Source organism: Bacillus sp. ok061 (genome assembly GCF_900108285.1).
In the GTDB taxonomy this organism is placed as follows: Bacteria; Bacillota; Bacilli; order Bacillales; family Bacillaceae_G; genus Bacillus_A; species Bacillus_A thuringiensis_S.
Map to the genome: position 1 here is coordinate 1 of NZ_FNUW01000027.1, position 23,164 is coordinate 23,164.

Below are 23,164 nucleotides of genomic sequence, written 5' to 3' on the forward strand. Positions count from 1 at the left end.
AAAATCTTTATTTAAAAACTAAAGAGCGCTTTTTAAAGCGCTCCTTAAGAAAAATAAAAAAGAATACCTCATGATACTGTATGTATGTTTTTTAGGAATGTGAGGATTTAAAACAAAATCGTTATTTGAGAAAAAGGAGAATGGAAATGTCCTTAGTGGGGAATTTGAAAGAACTCCAAGAAAAAGTCATTGATGAAAAGGTATTGGAATTTGCAGAGGAAATGGAATGCGTAATAATCGAAAGTGCTGCAAATGGATATTCAGGTTATAGATATCAAATTCATAAAGAAAATCCAGACAAGCATATTCTGCACTCAAAACCATTTACGGAAAAGTTACAAGAATTAATGGATGGTGTGAAAGTTGAATTTAAGGTAGTAGAAAAGAAAAACATTTTAGGTGGATCTTATTACGAACATTACATCCGTTTTAGTTGGAATGACTAATTTCTTAATAAAAAACGCTATTTTATTAGAAAAGGAGAATGAAAATGGAAGAGATCTTAGTGCAAGGATTCATAAATGAAGATTTAAAAAGATTAGGGGTTAATGCTACGAGAACATACGGAAATGATGAAACACATTATCAAGTATATGAATTGACCGATAAAGAATTTGAGAAACTTAGTGTCCTATGCATGAACGAAGATGATAATGATGAACATTGGCAAAATGGCGGATGGCGTTGGTGTAAAGGAAGTAATCAACCTATACCGACTGATAAGGCGACTGTAAAACATAAAGAATTAGCATGCTGGGTGGAACCGATAGAAGTTGGTGAAGAGACGTATTGGAATGATTGGCATGTGAACTTACTAGAATACCTCGATATTGAAATGGGATGCACAACTTTCATAAATGTATGTGCGGTAGCTAAAGATTTAGCAAAATACAACAATATGACAATGGCCGAGCTATTCCAAAAATATCAAGGGTAATTCAAACAAAAACTTCATTTGAATAGAAAGAAGTGACGTAATGAGACATACACGTAAACGTCAATTATATAATTTCCAAAAGAAAAGAAATGTTGTATTTATTAATTTTGAAATGAATCATTGGAATTCTATAGAAAATTCATTAGATAAGTCTTTCAAGTGGCACAGAAAGTATAACAAGGTAAGTTACGTTAATTTCATTAGATGGTATGTAAAAATCAAATAGGAAGGATTATGTGAAGAAAGAAATCAAACAAAAATTTCATTTTGTAGAGAAATGGGGTGAAAAAATAATTATGTTAACTTGGATAACAATTGGTGTACTTATTTATTTGGTAATTGGAATAGGGTTATTAGTTTGGTCAGTAACTACGTCTTCTTGGGGCGGATTAATACTACATTTTGCAATACCAATTATACTATTTTGGCCCTACTTTATTATTAGAAGTTTATTCGATAGATAAAAGAGCAGCTAGCAAAAGCTAACTGCTCACCCAAGAAAAACAGAGGAAAGATAACCATGTGTCTATAGTATTGACGGAATATTGAGTTTTATTCAAGGGAGGAATAAGAAAATGAGAGAAATAAAGTTTAGATTATATCAAAAGTTGGCGAAGAAAATGATGCCTTGGGAAGAAGCTAAGAAATTATACAAATTAGATGTATTGGATGATAACGACGAGAACAACATTTTCAGTAGTTGGATGCAATATACAGGGTTTAAAGATAAAAACGGTAAAGAAATTTACGAAGGCGATATCGTAGAGTATGACGGATGGTTTTACATCATTAAATGGGACGAGGAAGAAACAGGGTTCTATATGCATGATAAAAACAATGACGAAGATGATCATTTAAAAATGATTGATATAAGTGTTGGTGAAGTAATGGGGAATATCCATGAAAATCAAAACTTAATAAAATAATCCTTTTAAAATAAAAAAGAAAAAAGCAACTTGTATTGGGGACAAGTCACTTTTTTCGAATGGCAATGTTACATTTATTATAACAGGACGGATGTAGCAGCTAAACCAATAAAAATCACAAACTTTAGACAAAATTCGAGATTACAAATGAATATAGTCCGGCTAGAAAACTAGAGGATACCAATTCACTAAAGCAGCAATTAAAGCTGTTTTAGGAATAGGTGTCCTTTTTATTTTAAACAAGGGAGATGGGGAAATGAAGGTATTAAAGGATCAGCTACGTGAGTGGAAAAAGCAATCAAAAAAAGTAAAGAAGAAAAATAAGAAAAAACAAAAAGAGAAATTAAGCACACGCGACATTGAAGATTTAATGGGAATTCATGGTCCACGTTATGAACGAAGACGTGGGGCAGTAAGACAAAAATAATAACAATGGAGGAATTTAATATGAATAAACAACTATCATTTAAGATGCCAATTGTGGATGGAAAAAGAACAAAACAAGAAATTGAAAAAGTATTTAATGAGTATCGTAGATATTTAGCAACTATGCCATGTGATATGCTGCCAAAAGTGACAGCGTCGTATTCAATTGTTCCTCCATCGAATACAAATGAGTTTAATAGTTCGACTGAAAATATTGCAATAGAAAGAATAGAGTATGAACAAGAACGAAATAAATTTATGAGTTGGTTGTATGACGGTGTGAATCGTCTAAGAGATGATGAGCGTGAAGTGATTGTGAAATTTTATATGGAACATGATTCTGGATATGATCAAGATATCTGGATGGATTTAGGTATAGGTAAAACAAAATATTATAAGCTAAAAGGACGAGCGATATTGCGTTTAGCTTTCAATCTAAAGAAAGAGGTGTTTCAAAAAACGCGTAGACAAAAAGAGGGGCAAAGTATATGAATATTGTACAGCCGATTCGAGATAAAGAAATAATACAAGAAATAAAAGAGTTCTATAAGGAACAGAATGAGAGGAACTACATTCTGTTTCTTCTTGGTATTAATACAGGATTCAGAATATCGGATATATTACGTTTACGTGTTCGTGATGTAGAAGGCTGGAATATTGTGATACGCGAAAAGAAAACAAGGAAGATCAAAGATGTGAAGATGCCTTCAGAGCTGAAGAGAGCTATCAGAAATTATACTGAAGGAAAGCCAAAGAATGAATACCTGATTAAAAGTAGAAACGGAAAAAATAAACCGATTACTCGTGCAATGGCATATGTCATATTGAATCAAGCTGCAGAAGAGTTTGGGTTGGAACGTATCGGTACTCATTCACTTAGAAAGACATATGGCTATCACCATTACAAACAATTTAAAGATGTAGTTGCCTTGCAAAAGATGTTAAATCATACAGATCAGAAAGAAACATTGAGATACATTGGAATGGAGCAAGATACATTAAATGATTATCAAAGGAAGTTTAGAATCTAGCTCCTTTATTTTTTTAACATTTATTGAATTAGCTTTAAACTGAAAGTGTCAAATTCATTTTTATAAAATGCGAAAGAGATTGGTATATCTAAGGTTAAACGGAATAGGTGAATTTAACACAATCCAGGTTATAGCTAATTCATTTTCTAAGATTAAAGGGCATATTTATTCAAAACTATGCGAAAAGAGGCTGAAAAGCGATGAAGAAAAGTACAAAAGATGTTGATGGGGTAAATTGTGGTGTAGTTATTTATGACGAAGTGGAGCAGAATTTACGAGAAACATTGGGGAATTGTGTTGAAGCAAGACAAGCTTTTTTTGCTCCAATTTTTAACGGTGCGGGGAATGACATTCAAATAATAGGTATTGATTTTAGCGCTGGTGAAGATTGGTCAGCTAAAGTTAGAGTAAGAAATCCGAGATTGTTAAATAAAGAGAAAGAAAGTAAATAAAAAACGCGAACTATTTATGAACTATTCGCGGACGATTTGCGAACTATTTACGGACACGTTTTGGTTTTTAACATGATATATTTGTATTGTGAGAAGTGGCGGAAAACACAACTCACAATTTTCCTTTATAATCTATATGTTGTCTAAACGGTTTCATAATGATGGCACATAAAATCCGAAACCAGCAGATGGTAATGATTGAATGGTACCGTTATTAGGAAGAGCTTTTGCTCTTCTTCCAGTTACTTAATAGTGTAGGTGCAGAGGGATGTAGCAACATTAAGTAACTGGGAAAAGAATAAAACTTCACGTACCGCAATAGAAAGACAAATTAATAATCCAGAGAAAAGTATCCATTCGGGTGCTTTTTATTTTTGAGGAGGATGAAGAATGGAAGCTAAAACATTAGTATTTAAACCTGTAAAGCAATATAAGATTGATTCGAATAAAATCCAAACATTAGATGATGTGATTGCTATTTTGAAAAATGTAACGATATATGTGAATGGTGAAGAAGCATTAGAAGGTCTTGAACATTTAATTGAAAAGGATGATGAATGATGAAATTTAAAGATATGGTTGAATGTATGGATAAGAATTGTAGAACTGTTGTTGTTGCTAAACATGTTGACGGATTAAAGTGTGTTAGATGTGGAGGTCCAACAAGACCAATGAAATTTGCGCCACTAGAAAAACAGGAAGAGGAATTAGGACTGATTGAACAAACTATCCTTATTAATAAAAGGAGAGGAATTTATAAAGAACTTATACAGCTTGCTCATTTAATAAGAGATAAGAAACATGATATTAAGGTGATGGCAGGAATGTTCAGTTGTGAGGGACAGAGTGTGGTGGAAGATTTTCTAATTGATGTTATAACAACAAATGAGCTGCCTTCGGATATTGTTTTGTCGAAGGAAACGGAACAGTACCTATTAAAAATAGGGATTGAAGAGTTATTGAAGAAACCTCAAGAAGTAGATGCGGAAAAGTTGGCTAAAGGAATTCATGAAACGATGCTTGAGAGAGTGAATGTAAATGCAAATAGACTTTAATAAACTGGAAAAAACAATAATCATCGGCATAATCATTCGCGCTCTTCGTAGTAAAAAGAAGATAAAAAGGTATGTGGGTTTAGAGCGGTTACCAGATTTAATTCAAGTGTTAGATGAATTGCAAGAGAGTACAACATTTGAAGATAGAGAAGAAGCTTTAACAAGTCTAATCGATAAGTTGATTGATGATTTGTTAGAGGAAGGTAAGAGGTGATGTAATGAACCGGTTAGACTTCCTTATAGGCTGCTGTGTAGGTTCTTTATGTGGGATTATATTTTGTTCTGTACAAGATATTAGATCGGTAGGTAGGAAAGGAATGAAAGCGGACGGACATGTAATTTATAGATGTTTACTTTGTAAAACTGAACGTAAGTTAAAAGTCCATAAAAAAGATTATTGCGAAGTAAAGGTTTGTCCGAATTGCCTTGGAGTTTCTGTAGATGTTTTTAAAATCGCTAAGTACAAACAAGTTGGTGAGAAATAACGATGGATAAAGAACATCTTATTCAATTAATAAAAGAAGATAAGCTGATGAAGTTCTATAAATCTAAAGAATGGAGAGCTTTACGATTAAAAGCAATTGAGCGAGCTAAGAATGAATGTGAGCATTGCAAACAGGAAGGAAAGGTAACGACACGAGATACACTTGATAAACGTGGGCGTAAGACGAAGATGGATGTGAACCATATCAAACCGGTTAAGACTCATCCGCATCTTGCGTTAGAATTAGATAACCTTGAATACATTTGTGTACGTCACCATAACATTGCTGATGGTAAGGACAAGATGATTAGCAATAGTGAACCTAAGTTCATGAATGAGGAACGGTGGTAGCTATGATAATTGTGGATGGTAGTTGGACATTCGATACTGACTTAATGATTCAATACGCTGAGAAGGACGAGCGCACGTCATATGAGCGTGACATGCTTAATCAGTTCCGAAAGTATTCTTACTGGCGTTACTGCCAAATAAGAGACTGTGTGAACCCAAGAAAGTGCAAACGCCTTAAACTTAATGATGTTAGAGAAAGATTGCGAGAAGAAGAGAATTTAATATTTACAAAGGATATTCTAAAGATTTCTAGTGAAGAAGTCTTTTTTATTTTGGATTTTATTGAAGGATACTTTGAATTAATTTCTTAAACACCCCCCGGTCAAAAAGTTTGGCTTTTAGTAGGAGGACCGATCAACGGGGGGAGGAGATGGGAAAAAATATTTTTTGAGATATCAAATTAAGAGGGGGGGTACATGTGCAAAAACTATCAAAGAAAGCACAAATCAAACAAGATTTATTACAACAATTGGAAAATGCTAATTTGAATGGTATGCACTATGTTGACCTTGTCGACGATTACATAACATTGTTCGATACGAAAAACAAATTAGCGAGAGAAATTAAAAAGAATGGACCAATGATTGAATGGCAGAATAGTGAAAGCCAAAAGGGAATGAAAGCTAATCCAGCTACGAAAGAATTTCGTGAAACCAATAAGCGTATGACGGACTTATTAAAAGTGCTTGGTTTAAAAGAACCTGTATACGATGGAAGTAATGATGACGATGATGTCTAAGCAATCGGCAACATACCATCCATATATCGATGAATATATGAGTATGGTAGAAAGTGGTCAAATCAAATCGTGTAAAGAACAAAAATTATTAATGAAATATGTTCGGAAAATATTAAGTCGAGACGACATCTACTTCAATGCTAAAGCAGCAGAAGATTCTATTAATGTTCCTGCTAAATATTTTCCGTTTGAATTATTCCCATGGCAAAAGTTTTTAAATGCATTGATGTATGGCGTGCGCTTCAAAAAAGATGATCGTATTGTATTTGATGAAGTTTTAATATTAATGGGTCGTGGTGGCGGTAAAACAGGTTATATGGCATATGATTCTTTTTATATGATGACCGGACATCATGGTATTAATAATTACGATATTGATGTAGTTGCAACCAGTGAAGATCAAGCGAAGAGAACATTTACTGATGTATATAATGTTATAAATACGCCATCTTTTAAAGAGAAGTTTAAAAAAATCTTTAAATGGACATTAGAAGAAATTCAACATAAAAAAACAAATTCAGTGATGAATTATAACACTTCCAACTCTCGGACAAAAGACGGTAAACGTACTGGATGTGTAATTTTTGATGAGGCACATGAATACGAAAATTACGATAATATCAATGTTTATACAAGTGGTCAAGGTAAAGTAAGAGGTTCCCGAATCATTTACACCACAACAGATGGACACGTAAGAGGTGGGCCACTTGATGATTTAAAAGAAACAGCAAAATTAATTTTATCTGGCGAGATTGAAGATATTCATTTTTTACCATTCATTTGTAAGTTAGATAGTGAAGATGAGGTCGATGATCCAGCAAATTGGGAGAAAACTAATCCTTCTTTACCATACAATGATGAGTTAAAAATAAAAATGAAACGGGAATACCAAAAAATGCAACGTAATTCGAAATTGCGAGTCGAATTTATGACAAAGCGTATGAATATCCCGATTTCAAATATCTTAGAAACTGTTTGTACCTGGGATGAATTAGAGCGAACAAATCAATCAATACCAGATTTATCTGGACTTGAATGTATAGGTGCTGTGGATTTCGCACAAGTACGAGATTTTTGTGGAATGGGTCTATTATTTAAAAAAGATAATAAACGATATTGGTTACATCATTCCTTTATTAATCAAGTTGCACTAGATATTCAAGATATAAATATGGATGTTATCCGAGAAGCAGAAGCAAAAGAATTATGTACCATTATTCGAACTGAAAAATCTATTGATCCACACCGGGTTAAAAATTGGTTCTTAGAAATGGCTAAGAAATATAGAATCAAAAAGATTTGTATGGATTCGCACCGTGCAAGTGTATTAGGACCAGTACTTGAAGAAGCGGGTTTTGAAGTTGAAATTGTAAGAAGGGGACATATTACGCATTCAAAATTATCACCACTTGTTGATGATTTATTTATTAATGGAAAGTTAGTATTTGGTGATGACTTATTAATGCGTTGGTATGTATGGAACACTTTCAAGGATAATAAAAACAATGGGAATATCGAATATGCAAAGATTGATCCAGAGAAGCGGAAAACAGATGGTTTTCACGCTTTTTTACATGCTCTTAATTTAGATAGTGAATTGAAAGAATCTAACGCTTTAACAAAAGAGAATGTTAGAAAGATATTTAGATCATTTAATGTGTAAACGAGGTGGTGAGAATATGGGATTAAGAGAATGGATAAGTGGCTTTCTTGGAAGTGATAATACGATTACTTTAAAGGAGTGTGTTTATGAATTAAGTGTTGATTATTATTATAAAAAATTAGCTGTAGAAAGTTGTATTGATTTAATAGCCAACGCTCTAACTAGGAGTGAATTTCAAACGTTTGAAAAAGGGAAAGAAAAACGTGGTGAAAATCATTATTTACTTAATGTACAACCGAATCAAAATCAAAATGCATCAGAATTTATGCATAGCTTAGTTAATCATTTAATTATGGAAAATGAATGTGTAGTAATTATGCAAAATAAGCAATTATATATTGCAGATTCCTTTGATATTACTAAGTTTGCGTTAAAAGAAAACATCTATAACAGTATAACAATTGGTGATTTCACCTTTGATAAACCGTTTAATGAATCTGAAGTGTTTCATTTTAAATTGAATGACCGCAATATTATGCAAGTCATAGATGGAATGTATAACAGTTTTGGGAAATTGCTTGCATCGTCCATTGACTATTATAAAAGAAAAAATAATAAGCGCTTGTTAATTAAAGGCGATTTTCTAAGAGCACAAGATCCAGAAACGCAAGCCGCGATTGATGAAATGTTTGAAGGTCAGTTAAAAAATTGGTTTAACGCTGATAAAGTAGGTTCTGCTTTTCAATTACAGAATGGATATGAAATTGAAGATATGAGTGATAGTAAAAACGGCGTCGCAAACAATAGCACAAGCCGTGATATTAGCGATTTAGTCAGTGACATATTTGGTTATGTAGCAACGGCTTTTCATGTGCCTATCGGTATTTTAAAAGGTGATGTGGCTGATATTGAAAAGCAAATGGATTCATTTTTAGCATTTTGCATTAATCCGATTGCTGAATTGATACAAGATGAATTTAATCGAAAGATGTACAAAAAAGAAGAGTATTTACAAAGAACTTACTTAAAAATTGATACAACAAAAATTAAGATTGTTGATATTACGAAATTATCAACCGCAATGGATAAATTATTTGCGATTGGTGGTCTAACAATTAATGACGTCATAATGATGCTTGGAAAAGAGCCTATTGATGAAGAATGGGCAAACAGAAGACATGTAACAAAAAACTATCAAGAAGCGGATTCACTGGAAGGAGGTGAAAAGAATGAAACGTTACAAGAATGAAAAATATAACCATCTAGCTAATGTCCAACATGCCTTTAAGGCAGAAGCAAAAGCGGATTCACTGGACATAACGATTTATGGTGATATTGGTGAATCATGGTGGAGTGACTCCACATCGGCGGTTGATATTGAAAAAACATTAAAAGCTACTTCCGCAAATGTTATTCATATCAATCTAAATAGTCCTGGTGGGGATGTATTTGATGGGATTGCAATTTATAACCAGCTAAAAAACCACTCGGCAAAAGTTATCATTACCGTAGATGGATTGGCAGCGAGTGCCGCATCTATTATTGCGATGGCAGCAGATGAATTAATTATGAATACAGGTTCTATGTTAATGATTCATGAAGCTTCTACATGGACTTGGGGGACAAAATTAGATATTCGCAAAACGTTGAATGCTCTTGAAGGGATTGACAAGTCGCTTGCGGATATTTATATGACTCGTTATCAAGGAGAACGTTCAGAAATTGAGACGATGATTGCGAACGAAACATGGTTTACCGCAAATGAGGCAGTAGAATTTGGATTGGCTCACAAGGTAAATGAACATGTGGAAAATAATGAAGTGATAGATCCAGAGGAATTTAAAAATAATGTTCTACAAAAATTTCGAAATAAAAATAAACAGCATGAACCAGCAGTAGCAAGTGCAAATCAAAATATACTTAATAAATTTAAGCGCGCATAAAGCAGTGCTTTTTTTATTGTCTTACAAACAGGAGGGAATAAGATGACTATTAGAAATTTAGATCGTCCAGTAATCGAAAATAAAGATCAACAGATTATTAATGTGCAAGAAGCATTTGAAACAGGAGATGCACAGGTAGTAGCAGCACGTATTGTTGCAAATATGGAAAATAACATGCAGCATTTTCAAGATATGATGAACGATGTAATTAGTGAAGCACAACAAGCAAAAAATGAAAATTGGGATGCACAAGTATTAGCTTCCCGTGGTGTACGTATTTTAACAAATGACGAAAAGAAATTCTACAACGCAGCAATCGAGGCGAATTCATTCAATGAAACGCATAAATTAATGCCACCAACTATTTTTGAGCGTGTGTTTGAAGAGTTAGAAAAGGAACATCCATTATTATCCCTTGTTAACTTCCAAACAGTAGGAGCAACTACTCAATGGATTGTAAGAAAAGAAGGTGCAGCTTCAGCTTATTGGGGCGATGTATGTGATGAAATTAAAGAAATGATTGATGAAGGTTTTACAACAATTGATCAAGGAATGTACAAACTTAGCGGATTTTTAGTTGTATGTAAAGCAATGTTTGAGTTAGGTCCTGAGTGGTTAGATAAGTACGTCCGTACATTTATGAAAGAAGTTGTAGCTGAAGAATTAGAAAGAGTAATTGTTATGGGGACAGGAAAAAAACAGCCAATAGGCATGATTAAGGATTTAAAAGGTGCTGTAACAGATGGTATTTATCCAGATAAAAAGAAAATAATTCTAAAGGATTTTACACCTGCAACAATTGGAAAAGAAATTTTAGCACCTACAACAAAAGGTGGAACGAAACGTTATACAGGGGTTACTTTGATTCTGAATCCATTAGATTACGCAACGAAATTCTTCCCTATTGGCGCGAAGCGTAAAGACGATGGGACTTGGACGTATGATAACTTCGGTGTACCAGGTTTAACGATTGTTCAATCACCGGCAGTTCCATTAAACACAATGATTTCTGGAAAAACAAAAGATTACTTTATGGGGGTTGCTTCAAAACAAGAATTAGTATCAGATGATACAGTTCGTTTAATCCAAGATCAACGTTTATACCTGATTCGTCAGCTTGCAAACGGTCGTCCATTAGATCATGATTCGTTCACTGTATTTGATATTACAGCACTAGAACCGAAAGAAGGAACGCCAACACCCTAATTCCTCCTCTCCTGTTGAAGAGAGGAATTATGCAGCATTAACGAAGGTAGAGATTCAATCACTACTAGATCAAAGCGGTATTGAATACAAGGCTAATGCAACGAAGGCCGAATTAATCACTTTATTAGAAGGTGATGCAAATGGATAATCTTTTGCAAGAATTAAAAGACGTTCTTAAAATCACATGGAATGAAGAGGATGCTAGTTTAATAAAACTTTTGGAAAAAGGAGAGGCGTATTTGTTGGATTTAACAAATGCGTCTTTTGATTTTTCAAAGGAGCTAACCCCGAAATATTTGCTGTTAGAACGGTGTCGGTATGTCTATAACAATGCAGGTGATGAGTTTGAAAAGAATTATAAAAATGAATTATCCAGGCTTATTTTAGATGTGGCTTTAGGAAAAGTTGGTGTAATCAATGGTTCTAAAATCGTATAGAGAAACCTTAAATGACGGATTTCTACAATATGGATATAAAAAAACAGAGCGTTCAGAAGAGGGAAAAAGAATAGGTGAGAAGTTTCGTGAAGAAGGAAAACTTGCCTATAAAGTGATGTCTTTACGGGACAGTGATTACAAAATGGTGGGCGTTTTAACAACGGGATTAGATTTAAAAGTTAAAACACTGTATCCACCTTCCTTTAGAAAGATAAATAAAAATAAACTTAAGGTATTAATGGATGGAATCGAATATGACGTGATTAAAGCGGATCATGATTCTAACAAACAATACCTTTTCTTTTATTTGCAGCAGGCGGTGAAATCTCGTGAATGAAAAATCTAAAAGGCTTATGAAGGAGCAGAGGAGTGGCATTAAAAAAGCCCTTGAAGACGGATTTAAGCTTTTAGTTGTTGAGGATGAACTAGCAGAAGATGAGGAATCGCAGTTAACAGAAGAGGGATACAACTGTTTTATTTTGGAATATGGTGAGTTTCAACCGTCTTCTAATGAGCGTACCATTTCTCAAAGCATATATGTTAGTTATTTATCGGAAAATCAATCGAATTTAGATGAGCAGGTCATTGATATTATTTCGTGGGTTAGCAAGGTAAAAATGGTATCCTTTATAGTTTCTAAAAGTGACCGTCTTCAAGTAAAAGATACAGATCGTTTTATTGATCGTGTTGTTTTTACATTTAAGAGGGTGATTCCAATTGAGTGCATTTGAGCTTGATTATGAAGCGATAGAAAAGCTTGAAGAAAAAATGCGGTTATTACCAAATAAGATGGAACCTACAATCAATACCATTCTCCACACGGATGGTATACGAATTGCGATAGAAGAGATTACAAAGCTGATTCCGGTATCTCGTTCTAAATGGAGTGTTCGAAATAAGACACATGCTAAAGATAGCAACTGGTCAAAAAGTGAAAAGATGAATTTAGGTTTTAGGATATTGGCTCGTGGTGGAGCAGCCAATAAAAAAGGTTCGTTTGGATATCTAGTTTTCCCAAACGAAGGTAGAGGGTCTCACAATCCTTTAGAGCAAAGATTTGCGGAGCGTGGGATACAAAATGCCAGACCAAGAATTTTAGAAGAACTACATGTAGGTATAGATAAATTATTAGAGGAGGAATTATAAAATGCCTAAAGTGATTGAAGAATTTGATTCCGTATTAATTGCGAATGCAAGTATTCAATTTAAGAAGAAAGGTACGCAAGATCCAGGGACGAAGTTTGGATGTGTTGGATCAATTGAAGGGGAACCAGAAAACAAGGAAATGAAAAAGGTATGTGGTGGCGTGACGTTGAAAAAGAAATCAAAAACCACGGAACTGAAAGTTACTGTTTCAGCTCATATTCCTGTTAAAGTAGCAAGAGATTATTTTGGTTTTAATACAACTGGATTAAAGCCGGGTGTATGGGCGTTCGGTAGTGCTTCAAAGGGATATGATTTTGTATTTACGGCTGATGTAGTAGATGAGTTTGAAGATGTTGTAAAACTTATTGCGTTTCCAAATTGCTCAAACTCCACCGGTTTTAAATTTGCTATTGCGAATGGTGAAGAAGAATTGGCAATGATGGAATTAGAATTCACGGCCTTACCAGATGAATTAAAGAATTTCTATTATGAAGCGTTTGTAGATGAATTAGCAGATGCAACAGTCGCTCAAAAGTGGCATACACAATTTAATTCAGCTCTTGTGAAAGGAACACCTTCAGCTTAAAGCCCTAGTTTCATACAGGGCTTTTTCTTTTGGATTTAAATAAGAGAAAAATGAAAGTGAGGAAATAGCGATGAAAGTTCAAAAAATAACATTAAAAGAAGTGGAATTTGTAAAAGTAGATAGTGAGTATGAACAGCGCTTTGTTAATGAACAGGACTACCCGGCATTTTTAACGAATTATGCTTTGAAAAAGGGTCAAGAAGAAGGGCTTATTAACAGTTCGATTATTGCTGATATTGTAAAGTTTCAAGCTTTAGATGGGCTAAGAAATGAGGGTAATAAAGACCTATCGGCATTAGAACAAATTGACCAAACAAGTATTCATAAAGTAATTTATATGGCATTTAAAGGAGCAAATCCTAAAGAAAACTCAACTTTTGATGAATTTCTAAAGAGGTATCATGATTCATTAGCAAAATCTATGGAACTATATACGAAACTGGTTGTTGATGTAATTAGTCAAGATCCAAATCAATTTGCAGCAGCACTTAAAAAAAGTACAAGTAGTGGCGGTAACGGCGAAAAAAAGTAAAAATTCCAGATATTAAAATCGAATGTGTGGAAGATAAATACGTCTTGTATTGTCTAGTCTCTGGAATAGATCCAGAGACTTTTTGGCATGAGCCAATTTCGTCTGTTGAGCGTATTTACGCAGGGATTACAGCGTTTGAAGCATGGCGTAACAATCCCAAGTAAAGGTAGGTGAGATAATGGCAAGAAATAATTCGGAAGTTGAAGTTATATTTAAAGCGCAAAATAAAGATTTTAATGATGCTATGAATGGCATGAATCAGGAAGCTAAAAAACTTCGTCAAGAAATGAAATTACAAGAAGAGCAGATGAAGTTAAACGCTACTGATTCAGAAAAACTACAAGCAAAGCTTCAAAATCTTTCTGGGCAATATGCAGTTGCACAAAGGGCTACGCAAGCAACGGCGGAACATTTACAGAGAGCTAAAGAATTGTACGGAGAAAATTCAACCGAAGTTGGTAAGTTAGAATCAAAATTACGAAGTCAACAAATAACAGAACAACAGTTAGCGAATAGTATCAAACAAACTTCTGAAAGTTTAAAACAAGCGAGAGACGCTGAACAAGAAAGAACAAGTGAAACAGCTAAAGCAGCTCAAAAATTGAAAGAGCTAAAAGGGCAGGAAGAGCAGTTGCAATCTTCTCTTTCTAAGTTGAATGCTCAATACGAGTTACAAAAAGCGACGCTTGGTGAGAATGCTTCTGAAATAGAGAAATTACGTTTAAAAATAGATAATCTTGGAGAGCAACATACCGTTGCAGCTAGTAAAGTACAAAACTATCAGAAACAGTTAGATCAAGCCAAACAACAGTATGGTGAAAATGCTAGTGAAATCCAAAGATATGAAACACAGCTTATACAAGCTCGGACAGCAGAACAGCAGTTGCAGAATCAATTAAGTGCGACAAATAGAAGTTTGCAGGAACAAGAAAACGCAACGAAACAATTAAAGACATTCTTTGATGCGACTGAAACGAGTGTAGATCATTTTGCAAATGCATTAGGAAATAACCTTACAAACGCAATACGAAACGGTACAGCGACAGCTAGGCAGTTAGAACAAGCGATTCAAATCATCGGTCGTGAAGCATTAGGTTCAGAAGCAGATATAGAGAAATTACAACGTGCTCTTCGTTCTATAGACGATGGGAACTCCATACAACAGGTTCGAAATGATTTGAGAGACCTTTCACGAGAAGCAGAGAGAGCGTCGCACAGTTTCAAAGAATTAGATATCGGCTTAGAAAATATTCTAGGTGGATTAATGGCTGGCGGTGGTATTTCAGGAGCCATTGAGCAAGCGCTTGATACCTCTAAGTTAAAAACAAAAATTGACGTCTCTTTTGAAGTTCCAGCATCCTCTAAAAAATCAGTAGAAGAAGCGGTTCGCGGTTTAGAAGCTTATGGTGTTGATGTGGAAGAAGCACTGGAGGGTACACGTAGACAATGGGCATTAAATCAAACTGTCAGTGATAAAGCTAATGCATCAATTGTTAAAGGAGCAGGAGCGATTGCAAGTGCTTATGCAGGTATAGATTTTACTGAATTAATTCAAGAAGCGAATGAAATTGGTAATGAATTAGGTATAACTAGTGATACTGCTTTAGGGTTAACGAATCGTCTGTTAAAAATCGGTTTCCCTCCTGAGCAATTGGACATTATCGCTGAATATGGCGGGCAGCTAACACGAGCAGGTTACAATGCTGAAGAAGTACAGGCGATTATGGAAGCTGGTGTTGATACAGGTACCTGGAATATTGATAATCTCTTAGATGGACTAAAAGAAGGTCGTATTAAAGCGGCTGAATTTGGTCAAGGTGTCGACAAGTCTATGAAAGAAGCTCTTGAAGGCACTAAAATTTCGGCTGATCAGTTAGAAAAGTGGGGGAAATCTGTCGCTAAAGGCGGTAAAGAAGGTTCGGCAGCAATGACAGAGATTGCGAAAGCGCTAGTTAGCATTGAAGATGAAACAAAGCGAAACGAGATTGGTGTTAAGCTTTTCGGAACGATGTATGAAGATCAGGGGCAGAATATCACCAATACACTTATTGGCGCTCAAGGTAAAGTTATAGATTTAAACAAAGATCAAGAACAACTAAATGAAATGATTAAGAAAATGGATGCCAGCCCAGCAGTAAAGTTTCAAAAAGCTATGAACGACTTGAAAATGGCACTTGAACCTGTTTTGGGAGTCATTGCTGATGTAATTAGTGCTTTTGCAAGCTTTGTTTCAGAACATCCAGCATTAGCAGCAGCTATAACAACAATTGTAACCGCAATTGGAATCCTTATTGGGGCTGGTATGGCTTTAGGCCCTGTATTTATTACGTTAGCGAGTTATGCAACCTATGCTGGATTAAGTATAGGGGCGGTTTCCGCAACATTTTTTGGTTATACAGCAATTATTATAGGGGTAACCGCCGCAATTGTTGGATTAGTTGTTGGAATAAAACATTTATGGGAAAACAACGAAGGGTTTAGAAATAGCATTACGAATGTAATTGAAAGCGTTCGGATTTTTGGTGAAGTATTAGCTTCGCTAGGTAAATATCTATTTACCACAGCGGTTGAAGGCGATCATATGAACCAATGGGTAGGTTATTTGCCTGAGAGTTTTCAAGCAGCAGCGGAGAAAATAGGTTTGGCTGTTGTTAAAATACGTGAAGCGTGCCTTCATCTTTTTGATGCTATAAAAGCTGTTTTTTCGGGAGATTTTAGCCAGTTAGGTGAAATCTTTAAGATGATTGGCCCTACGATAGCGGGTGCAATTGTAGGAGGGATTCCTGGTGTTCTTATTTCTGTATCTCGTTATTTACCAGCGATTGCAGAGTATTTGAATGCAAACTCAGGAATTATCCTTGAAACTATTACGAATATCTTTACTAATATAGCCAATTTCGTAACAACAGCATTACCACAATTTCTTGAAGCCGGATCACAAATGATTTCAAGCCTTGTGAATGGTTTGGTTGTAGCGGCTCCAATTGTGCTTGAATCCATTGTTAGCATAATAAATACAATTTCACAGATGATTGCTACCTATCTCCCTATGATTGTTCAAACGGGAATACAAATCATTCAAACTTTAATTTCTGGAATTGTACAAGTCTTACCTACACTCATAGAAACAGGACTTCAATTGATCCTAACTTTAATAAATGGAATTATGCAGATGCTTCCACAGTTAATTCAAATAGCTGTAACAATTATTCAAACTATTATTAGTGGGATTATGTTATTTTTACCCCAGCTAATTGAAATGGGAATAAATTTATTAGTTTCATTAATTACAGGAATCACACAAGCTTTACCTATGATTGCTTTAGCGATTATTACAGTCATTACAACTTTAATTGAAGCCATTACAGCGAATTTACCTATGATAATTGAAGCTGGTGTTAAGGTTTTAACTAGCTTAATAGACGGAATCATTAAAATGCTACCGCAACTTATTGATTTAGCGATAAATCTTATAACCAAAGTGGCGGATACTTTATTAACAAACTTACCTAAAATAATTGAATCCGGTGTAAAGATTTTAATGGCCATTATTGATGGAATCGTACAAGTGTTACCCCAACTTATTAATGCAGCATTAGATTTAATTGTCAAAATAGCATCTACATTAATTGCGAACTTGCCGAAGATACTGGAAGCAGGCGTAAAGATTTTGCTTATGTTGATTGCTGGTATTGTAAAAGTTATACCAGATTTAATTGCGGCAGCATTAAAGCTTATCATTACTTTGGCAGGGGAGCTCATTAAGAATTTACCGAAGATACTTGAAGCTGGTGTCCAACTGATCTGGGCATTAATAAAAGGTATTGTCAGTATGGTTGGAAAATTAGGTTCTACAATCGTGACAGATATTGTACCGAAGATTGTTGATACATTAAAGAAGATTGATTTATTCAAGATAGGTAAAGATATTATAAGTGGATTGATAGACGGTCTAGGCAGTATGGCTGGTAAAGTGTTAAATAAGGTGAAATCTATTGGTAACGATATTCTTGACGGTTTTACTTCCTTCTTCGACATCCATAGTCCATCTCGAAAAATGAGGGATCAGGTTGGTAAACAAGTTGGTGCTGGGCTTGCTGTTGGTATGGAACAATCTGTATCGACGGTTCTTGCAGCGGCTAAAAACTTAGCAACTTCGGTCTATTCCGTATTAGAAAATACGTTAGGTGCGTTCAATAGTTCGGCTATAAACGGAATGATGAATAATAATCCTCTTAGGAGTTATTTTGAAGCAATATTATACGATGGAGATTATCTTAATGATTGGATTACTCATTTGCCAATGGACATGAGGGATGCATTAAAAGCAGTAGGTAAAGAATTAGAAAGTTTCACCATTGATGGAGTAGAAGACGATAGTCCTATTGCTCGTTATATTCGTAGTATATTAGAGGGTGGAAACCCATCCCAAGATATACTAAAAGAATTTAAGGAATCCAATAAGTGGCTAGAAATCGGTAAAAAAATAGCTGGTTTCAGGGAACAAATTCTAAAAGACTTTTATAATGCTCCAAACAATAATGCAAACAAAGATAATGCGTTGCAATCCGCTTTCAATAATATTTCAAACATGGTTGATGATACTTTTAAAAAGTTGAATTTATATGGGGTAAACAAACAAGATAACATCGCTTCTAATCTGTCGGCATTAGCGACAGGAGCAGTTCAACCGATTGTTCAACAAAATGATAGTGGTCCTGTAGAAATTAACTTTTATAACACAATTAATAATGAACGTGATGTTGATCGCATGTTTGAAAAAGCAAATGATTGGTTTGCTGAGCGTGGCCGTAATGTAAAAATAGGAATAGGGAGGACTTAAATTGCTAGACATAGGTATCGATAATCAATTAGCAAGTGACTTTGGAATATGTATGGTAGAACGCCCTGTTATTCCTACAGCAGAACAGGAAGTAGAATATATTGAAGTGCCGGGTAGACATGGTTCACTTACAAAAAAAGGGGCGTTTAAAGACGTCCCTTTAAAAATAAAGTTCAATATGCTTGAAGAAGAGAATATTAAACCATTAATCAGGCGCATGAAGGCTTGGTTGATGAATGGAAAGAAATTATATTTTACAGATGATGATGTGTATAGGAAAATTAAACATGTTGTAGTAGGTGATATTTTAAATGAAATTGAAGAACACGGTGAATTTGAGGTGGATTTTAAGTTAGATCCCTTTGAATATACAGAAGATGCAAACATAATGTTGAGTACTCCTGGATCTATTCATAATCCGGGTACAATGGAATCGGCTCCAATGTTGTTTGTTGCAGGGAACGGTACATTTCGAATTTTCATTAATGATGTTTCTTTTCAGATTAAAGATGTAAAGGGCTCTGTTGTGATAGATTCAGAATTATTAGAGGCATATAGTGGTACAGTATCAATGAATGATAAAATGATTGGTGATTTTCCAGAATTTCAAATAGGATTAAATAAAATAGAGTGGTCAGGAGCTATCCAATTTATTTCAATTCAACCAAGATGGAGATATAAATAATGATTACTTTATATAAACCAAATGAAACAGATTTTACGCATAACGGAATTGGTGTTTTAGATAAACATATTTATAGTGCAACTGTTGAGGAAGAACTCAACGGTTTATTTGTTTTTAATTTTAATTATCCTTTATTCGCTCCACATGGAACGAAAATTGACGGAATGAACATCATAAAAGTTCCTACTCCTGATGGGGATCAGTTATTTCGCGTGGTGACTCCTAAAGTGAGTATGGGAGAAATCAAAGCGGTTTGTTACCATATTTTTTATGATTTAACAGAAAATTTGATTGAAGATATATTTATTCAGCCCACAAATGGTAGTGCAGCTATGGCTAGGTTGTCATCAGGCTGTCAATATAAGCATCCTTTTACTTTTTATTCAGATATAACCAATATATCCACCGCACGTATTGTTCGAAAGAATCCAGTTGAAGCAATGTTGGATACGAGCCAAGATAATTCATTCGTAAATCGATGGGGTGGTGAATTAAAAAGGGATAACTTTGATGTGAAGATGTTGAAAAACCGAGGAGCTAACCGTGGGGTAGTTATCAGGCATAAAAAAGATTTGTTAGGTTATGAAGGAAGTGTGGACTGGAAGAGCCCTACTACTAGAATTATGCCACAAGGGTTTGATGGATTGTTATTACCAGAAAAATATGTAGATAGCCCACTCATTAATAAGTATCCGCATCCAAGAATACGAGTAATTGAGTTTAATCATATAAAAGCGGCTATTGGTAAAAATGCGAATGATGAAGACGCATTACCTCTAGAAGAAGCATATAAAAGGTTACGTCAAGCCGCTAAAGATATGTTTGATATTCAGATGGTAGATCAACCTAAAGCGACTTATAAGGTTGAATTTCAAGAGTTGTCTCAAACCGAGGAGTATAAGGAATATAAAATCTTGCAGCGTGTCTGGATGGGGGATATTGTTACAGTTAAACATGAGGAAGACGGTATTGATATTCAAGCAAAAGTCATTGCGTATAAATATGATCCAATTAAAAAGGAATATATCAATGTAACCATTGGTAACTTTAAAGAATCTTTTACAGACGTTACAGGTAAAGTGGATCAAATTCAACAAGATTTATCCAATATGCCAGGATCTTTACTTGATGCGGCGAAAGAAAATGCAACAAAACTAATTAATTCAGGGTTTGGTGGAAATGTACGTGTATATCCAGACCGAATTTTAATTATGGATACCAAAAATGAAATGACAGCTTCAAAAGTGTGGCAGTGGAACATAAACGGGTTAGGTTATTCATCAAACGGGGTAAATGGTCCGTATGAAATAGCAATGACAAAAGATGGGCGTATTGTTGCGGATTTCATCACTACTGGAGTATTGAATGGAAATTTGATTCGAGGCGGAGAAATAACAGGAACCACTCTTAGAACTGCCAATGATTCCAATTATGTTTCTATTTCCAAGCAATTTATTAGATTAATGGAATCGTATATCACTCGGATTTTCATGGGCTATTATATAAATAATAATAATGTCATGCAACCCACTATTGTATTAGGTGGCAACAATGATATAACAGCCACGCAAGGTGCAGTGTTAGTTTATCAGCTAGATGGTTCTCCGAAGTCAGGGGGAATCGGAATATCGAATGGGTATCAAAATGGTGACCCAACAAGGGTCTATTTCTCAGCATCTCTTGCGTTTAATAAAAATGGCCATGCGGAACTAAGTTCGGATCAAAGCTTAGAACTCGAGTCAAAAGAATCCTATGCTTCTTTGAAGTGTCAAAATAATCTTTTTCTGGAAAGTAAAGCAGGTGGCGCTTATTTTACTGCAAAAGAAGGGTTTAACTTTCGCCAAAATGGAGATCGAATTGTGGATTTGAAGTTGACACCTGGTGGAGATAGTGACATCGTATTTCAGAACATCTTATTACGGAATAATAGAAATTATGAAAGTACCTATGTGCAAGTAAAAAGTGGCGGAGGAACTTATTTTAACGGTGTTTTAGCAGCAGATTTTAAAGTGTCTTCTAAAAAGAAATATAAAACGAATATACGTGATATTAAATTTGACGCGTTAGAGAAGGTAATGGGGTGGGAGATTAAACAATATAACCTTAAAACAGAAATGGCTCAATTATATGATATGCGTATGAACCGTAAAGAAGGAGATCCACTCCTTACAACAAACGATATTACAACGCACTATGGAGTTGTACTGCCGGATGAATCAAAAGAAAATGGTGTTGGCTTATATGGGATGATTGCGCAGACTGTTAAAGCATTTCAGGAGTATGTAGCCAAAACAGATGCTAGAATCGAAGAATTAGAACCGATAAATCCTAAAGGAAATATAAAACACAGGAACAAAGTAAAACGTCAAAGAAGACCGCCTAGACGCGTGAAAAGGAATAGTTAAAGAGAGGTGTAGTCATGCGAAACGAGGAAATTATTATAGATTTAGCAGATCCTGTGTTTACCAAAACAATTCGTTCGAGACAAAATGATAAAAACGGGTTGAAGATGACTGTATATGTAAGAGAAAAGGGGCAAAATATTGATTTAACCGGGTATGCAGTAAAGTACGAAGCGATTAATCAAGTCGGACTGTTCGTTCGGGATGATGCTCAAATAGTTGATGCGAAAAATGGTGTGTTTTCATATACATTTACATCTCAAGCTGTTTCCACATCGGATGATTGGACAGCTTATTTTGTGATGGAAAAAAGTACAGAACGAATGAGTACACCAGACATTCGTATTACATTAAGACGAGATGTAAAAGAAGGTAATATCAAAATAGAAAACTATATTTCTGAGTTTGATAAGGCTCTTGAAATGGTTAAAGGGTATCAAAAGCAAATTGATGAAGCAAATAAACGCATAAATGAATTAACAGCAGCAGTTACAGGGCAAAAGTATCAACTGTGGAAGGTTACAGACGATGATGGAACATCCATTGATCTAGCTGCAAATACAGATTTAAATACAATTGTAAAATCGGGATTCTATGTAGGAAGTCAACTCAAAAATACACCGAATAATTCTGTATACACATGGTTTGTATCTGTAGAAACAGCTACAAGTTTAGCATTTGTTCAAAGAGCTACATTGCTAGGGAATTTGAATGAGACATATATTCGATTAAATAACAGTGGTAAGTGGTCTGAGTGGTCTCGTTTTGTATTAGAGAAAGAGATTGTACCTAAAACAGGCGGTTCGTATACGGGAACGACCTATTTTAACACTGATAATGCTATTGTAATCGGTAGTCGTTCGTATAAAACAGTTCTTCATAAAGGCACACAAGGACAACTTGTTATTGCTCCTTCTACAGAAGAGCAAGGAGATAATTGGGATTGGTCAAAGCGAGTTGAAATCAGGCCAGATGGTACTATCAAACAAGCAACAGATACAGACTGGACTACTATATCAACATCATTTGGTAGTGTTGGCGGTCGTCCAATGCGATACAAAAAGGTCAACGGTATAGTTACAATTACCGGATCAGTCGTAAACGCTACAAATGGAACGACTTTCGCTACTTTACCAGTCGGTTTCCGTCCTATTCAAGACATGGTATTTCCTGTCCAAGATGCATCAGTGTCGAAATCAGTTGAGTTGACGATTAAAGGTGATGGCGGAATGGTATTGCAAGGGTTATCTACAAATGCTACTGTCCACATGTCAGCTACATTCAATATTTGATGTAATCTTAGAAAAATAATAAATAAGAAACCAGAGCAGCAGATATAAGCTGGTCTTTTTTTATATAAAATAGGGCTTTGATTCAATT

Annotated in this window: 29 protein-coding genes; all 29 read left to right on the forward strand. The window is 34.9% G+C overall.

Annotated elements, in window-relative coordinates:
• The first annotated feature begins 146 nt into the window (after positions 1-146).
• The 29 genes from C4S65_RS26070 (at position 147) to C4S65_RS26210 (ending at position 23,076) form a co-directional block, all read left to right on the forward strand.
• Positions 147-446: a hypothetical protein gene (locus tag C4S65_RS26070; RefSeq protein WP_061665829.1), complete on the forward strand. Its 300-nt coding sequence runs from the start codon at positions 147-149 to the stop codon at positions 444-446.
• A gap of 44 nt (positions 447-490) precedes the next feature.
• On the forward strand, positions 491-937 hold the full coding sequence (locus C4S65_RS26075) for a hypothetical protein (protein WP_103945600.1): 447 nt from the start codon (positions 491-493) through the stop codon (positions 935-937).
• 296 nt (positions 938-1,233) lie between these two features.
• Positions 1,234-1,401, forward strand: coding sequence for a hypothetical protein (locus C4S65_RS34660; protein ID WP_179876774.1), 168 nt, complete (start codon positions 1,234-1,236; stop codon positions 1,399-1,401).
• A gap of 111 nt (positions 1,402-1,512) precedes the next feature.
• A complete protein-coding gene (locus tag C4S65_RS26085) occupies positions 1,513-1,863 on the forward strand; it encodes a YopX family protein (RefSeq protein WP_103945602.1) in 351 nt (116 codons plus the stop codon).
• A 256-nt stretch (positions 1,864-2,119) separates the two neighbouring features.
• On the forward strand, positions 2,120-2,290 hold the full coding sequence (locus tag C4S65_RS34665) for a hypothetical protein (RefSeq protein WP_000866143.1): 171 nt from the start codon (positions 2,120-2,122) through the stop codon (positions 2,288-2,290).
• A gap of 20 nt (positions 2,291-2,310) precedes the next feature.
• Positions 2,311-2,781, forward strand: coding sequence for an ArpU family phage packaging/lysis transcriptional regulator (locus tag C4S65_RS26095; RefSeq protein WP_061884219.1), 471 nt, complete (start codon positions 2,311-2,313; stop codon positions 2,779-2,781).
• A complete protein-coding gene (locus C4S65_RS26100) occupies positions 2,778-3,320 on the forward strand; it encodes a tyrosine-type recombinase/integrase (protein WP_001028515.1) in 543 nt (180 codons plus the stop codon). The genes C4S65_RS26095 and C4S65_RS26100 overlap by 4 nt, the downstream gene beginning before the upstream one ends.
• A 200-nt stretch (positions 3,321-3,520) precedes the next feature.
• Positions 3,521-3,772 carry a hypothetical protein gene (locus C4S65_RS26105; protein WP_103945603.1) on the forward strand — a complete coding sequence of 84 codons (252 nt, stop codon included), beginning with the start codon at positions 3,521-3,523 and terminating at the stop codon, positions 3,770-3,772.
• A gap of 390 nt (positions 3,773-4,162) precedes the next feature.
• On the forward strand, positions 4,163-4,333 hold the full coding sequence (locus tag C4S65_RS34670; RefSeq protein ID WP_181032146.1) for a hypothetical protein: 171 nt from the start codon (positions 4,163-4,165) through the stop codon (positions 4,331-4,333).
• A complete protein-coding gene (locus tag C4S65_RS26115; protein ID WP_103945604.1) occupies positions 4,333-4,827 on the forward strand; it encodes a hypothetical protein in 495 nt (164 codons plus the stop codon). The genes C4S65_RS34670 and C4S65_RS26115 overlap by 1 nt, the downstream gene beginning before the upstream one ends.
• Complete coding sequence (locus tag C4S65_RS26120) at positions 4,811-5,041, forward strand: hypothetical protein (protein ID WP_103945605.1); 231 nt, start codon at positions 4,811-4,813, stop codon at positions 5,039-5,041. The genes C4S65_RS26115 and C4S65_RS26120 overlap by 17 nt, the downstream gene beginning before the upstream one ends.
• 4 nt (positions 5,042-5,045) lie before the next feature.
• On the forward strand, positions 5,046-5,312 hold the full coding sequence (locus C4S65_RS26125; RefSeq protein WP_103945606.1) for a hypothetical protein: 267 nt from the start codon (positions 5,046-5,048) through the stop codon (positions 5,310-5,312).
• A 2-nt stretch (positions 5,313-5,314) separates the two neighbouring features.
• Positions 5,315-5,662, forward strand: a complete 348-nt coding sequence (locus C4S65_RS26130) for an HNH endonuclease (protein WP_088068584.1) — start codon at positions 5,315-5,317, stop codon at positions 5,660-5,662.
• A 2-nt stretch (positions 5,663-5,664) separates the two neighbouring features.
• Entirely contained in the window at positions 5,665-5,973 is a 309-nt protein-coding gene (locus C4S65_RS26135; RefSeq protein WP_088068586.1) for a hypothetical protein, read from the forward strand.
• Between the two features lie 107 nt (positions 5,974-6,080).
• Positions 6,081-6,401 carry a P27 family phage terminase small subunit gene (locus C4S65_RS26140; RefSeq protein ID WP_001170969.1) on the forward strand — a complete coding sequence of 107 codons (321 nt, stop codon included), beginning with the start codon at positions 6,081-6,083 and terminating at the stop codon, positions 6,399-6,401.
• A complete protein-coding gene (locus C4S65_RS26145) occupies positions 6,385-8,064 on the forward strand; it encodes a terminase TerL endonuclease subunit (protein WP_258043888.1) in 1,680 nt (559 codons plus the stop codon). Before C4S65_RS26140 ends, C4S65_RS26145 begins: the two co-directional genes overlap by 17 nt.
• Positions 8,065-8,080: 16 nt before the next feature.
• The gene (locus C4S65_RS26150) at positions 8,081-9,253 is read left to right on the forward strand and encodes a phage portal protein (protein ID WP_103945618.1); all 1,173 of its coding nucleotides are present in this window, start codon (positions 8,081-8,083) and stop codon (positions 9,251-9,253) included.
• Positions 9,234-9,947 (forward strand): head maturation protease, ClpP-related, encoded by a 714-nt coding sequence (locus C4S65_RS26155; protein ID WP_103945607.1) that lies wholly within the window; start codon positions 9,234-9,236, stop codon positions 9,945-9,947. The genes C4S65_RS26150 and C4S65_RS26155 overlap by 20 nt, the downstream gene beginning before the upstream one ends.
• 42 nt (positions 9,948-9,989) lie before the next feature.
• The gene (locus C4S65_RS26160; protein WP_000155514.1) at positions 9,990-11,153 is read left to right on the forward strand and encodes a phage major capsid protein; all 1,164 of its coding nucleotides are present in this window, start codon (positions 9,990-9,992) and stop codon (positions 11,151-11,153) included.
• A gap of 140 nt (positions 11,154-11,293) precedes the next feature.
• On the forward strand, positions 11,294-11,590 hold the full coding sequence (locus C4S65_RS26165; RefSeq protein ID WP_103945608.1) for a hypothetical protein: 297 nt from the start codon (positions 11,294-11,296) through the stop codon (positions 11,588-11,590).
• Positions 11,571-11,927, forward strand: coding sequence for a phage head closure protein (locus C4S65_RS26170; protein WP_000243384.1), 357 nt, complete (start codon positions 11,571-11,573; stop codon positions 11,925-11,927). Before C4S65_RS26165 ends, C4S65_RS26170 begins: the two co-directional genes overlap by 20 nt.
• Complete coding sequence (locus C4S65_RS26175) at positions 11,920-12,321, forward strand: hypothetical protein (protein WP_258043887.1); 402 nt, start codon at positions 11,920-11,922, stop codon at positions 12,319-12,321. The genes C4S65_RS26170 and C4S65_RS26175 overlap by 8 nt, the downstream gene beginning before the upstream one ends.
• The gene (locus C4S65_RS26180) at positions 12,308-12,736 is read left to right on the forward strand and encodes a hypothetical protein (protein ID WP_001272094.1); all 429 of its coding nucleotides are present in this window, start codon (positions 12,308-12,310) and stop codon (positions 12,734-12,736) included. Before C4S65_RS26175 ends, C4S65_RS26180 begins: the two co-directional genes overlap by 14 nt.
• 1 nt (position 12,737) lies before the next feature.
• Complete coding sequence (locus tag C4S65_RS26185) at positions 12,738-13,322, forward strand: hypothetical protein (RefSeq protein ID WP_001127158.1); 585 nt, start codon at positions 12,738-12,740, stop codon at positions 13,320-13,322.
• 70 nt (positions 13,323-13,392) lie between these two features.
• Positions 13,393-13,854 (forward strand): hypothetical protein, encoded by a 462-nt coding sequence (locus tag C4S65_RS26190; RefSeq protein ID WP_103945609.1) that lies wholly within the window; start codon positions 13,393-13,395, stop codon positions 13,852-13,854.
• A 178-nt stretch (positions 13,855-14,032) separates the two neighbouring features.
• Positions 14,033-18,697, forward strand: a complete 4,665-nt coding sequence (locus C4S65_RS26195) for a hypothetical protein (RefSeq protein ID WP_103945610.1) — start codon at positions 14,033-14,035, stop codon at positions 18,695-18,697.
• Position 18,698: 1 nt separating this feature from the next.
• Entirely contained in the window at positions 18,699-19,382 is a 684-nt protein-coding gene (locus C4S65_RS26200; RefSeq protein WP_103945611.1) for a distal tail protein Dit, read from the forward strand.
• On the forward strand, positions 19,382-21,787 hold the full coding sequence (locus C4S65_RS26205) for a phage tail spike protein (RefSeq protein WP_103945612.1): 2,406 nt from the start codon (positions 19,382-19,384) through the stop codon (positions 21,785-21,787). Before C4S65_RS26200 ends, C4S65_RS26205 begins: the two co-directional genes overlap by 1 nt.
• 14 nt (positions 21,788-21,801) lie before the next feature.
• Entirely contained in the window at positions 21,802-23,076 is a 1,275-nt protein-coding gene (locus C4S65_RS26210) for a BppU family phage baseplate upper protein (protein ID WP_103945613.1), read from the forward strand.
• The last annotated feature ends 88 nt before the right edge of the window (positions 23,077-23,164 follow it).

Coding starts and splice junctions, on each gene's coding strand:
- C4S65_RS26155 (WP_103945607.1), top strand. CDS start 9,234: ATGAAACGTTACAAGAATGAAAAATATAACCATCTAGCTAATGTCCAA.
- C4S65_RS26170 (WP_000243384.1), top strand. CDS start 11,571: ATGGTTCTAAAATCGTATAGAGAAACCTTAAATGACGGATTTCTACAA.
- C4S65_RS34670 (WP_181032146.1), top strand. CDS start 4,163: ATGGAAGCTAAAACATTAGTATTTAAACCTGTAAAGCAATATAAGATT.
- C4S65_RS26130 (WP_088068584.1), top strand. CDS start 5,315: ATGGATAAAGAACATCTTATTCAATTAATAAAAGAAGATAAGCTGATG.
- C4S65_RS26125 (WP_103945606.1), top strand. CDS start 5,046: ATGAACCGGTTAGACTTCCTTATAGGCTGCTGTGTAGGTTCTTTATGT.
- C4S65_RS26195 (WP_103945610.1), top strand. CDS start 14,033: ATGGCAAGAAATAATTCGGAAGTTGAAGTTATATTTAAAGCGCAAAAT.
- C4S65_RS26185 (WP_001127158.1), top strand. CDS start 12,738: ATGCCTAAAGTGATTGAAGAATTTGATTCCGTATTAATTGCGAATGCA.
- C4S65_RS26070 (WP_061665829.1), top strand. CDS start 147: ATGTCCTTAGTGGGGAATTTGAAAGAACTCCAAGAAAAAGTCATTGAT.
- C4S65_RS26085 (WP_103945602.1), top strand. CDS start 1,513: ATGAGAGAAATAAAGTTTAGATTATATCAAAAGTTGGCGAAGAAAATG.
- C4S65_RS26120 (WP_103945605.1), top strand. CDS start 4,811: ATGCAAATAGACTTTAATAAACTGGAAAAAACAATAATCATCGGCATA.
- C4S65_RS26210 (WP_103945613.1), top strand. CDS start 21,802: ATGCGAAACGAGGAAATTATTATAGATTTAGCAGATCCTGTGTTTACC.
- C4S65_RS26205 (WP_103945612.1), top strand. CDS start 19,382: ATGATTACTTTATATAAACCAAATGAAACAGATTTTACGCATAACGGA.
- C4S65_RS26100 (WP_001028515.1), top strand. CDS start 2,778: ATGAATATTGTACAGCCGATTCGAGATAAAGAAATAATACAAGAAATA.
- C4S65_RS26115 (WP_103945604.1), top strand. CDS start 4,333: ATGAAATTTAAAGATATGGTTGAATGTATGGATAAGAATTGTAGAACT.
- C4S65_RS34660 (WP_179876774.1), top strand. CDS start 1,234: ATGTTAACTTGGATAACAATTGGTGTACTTATTTATTTGGTAATTGGA.
- C4S65_RS26145 (WP_258043888.1), top strand. CDS start 6,385: ATGACGATGATGTCTAAGCAATCGGCAACATACCATCCATATATCGAT.
- C4S65_RS26160 (WP_000155514.1), top strand. CDS start 9,990: ATGACTATTAGAAATTTAGATCGTCCAGTAATCGAAAATAAAGATCAA.
- C4S65_RS26165 (WP_103945608.1), top strand. CDS start 11,294: ATGGATAATCTTTTGCAAGAATTAAAAGACGTTCTTAAAATCACATGG.
- C4S65_RS26105 (WP_103945603.1), top strand. CDS start 3,521: ATGAAGAAAAGTACAAAAGATGTTGATGGGGTAAATTGTGGTGTAGTT.
- C4S65_RS34665 (WP_000866143.1), top strand. CDS start 2,120: ATGAAGGTATTAAAGGATCAGCTACGTGAGTGGAAAAAGCAATCAAAA.
- C4S65_RS26150 (WP_103945618.1), top strand. CDS start 8,081: ATGGGATTAAGAGAATGGATAAGTGGCTTTCTTGGAAGTGATAATACG.
- C4S65_RS26190 (WP_103945609.1), top strand. CDS start 13,393: ATGAAAGTTCAAAAAATAACATTAAAAGAAGTGGAATTTGTAAAAGTA.
- C4S65_RS26075 (WP_103945600.1), top strand. CDS start 491: ATGGAAGAGATCTTAGTGCAAGGATTCATAAATGAAGATTTAAAAAGA.
- C4S65_RS26135 (WP_088068586.1), top strand. CDS start 5,665: ATGATAATTGTGGATGGTAGTTGGACATTCGATACTGACTTAATGATT.
- C4S65_RS26095 (WP_061884219.1), top strand. CDS start 2,311: ATGAATAAACAACTATCATTTAAGATGCCAATTGTGGATGGAAAAAGA.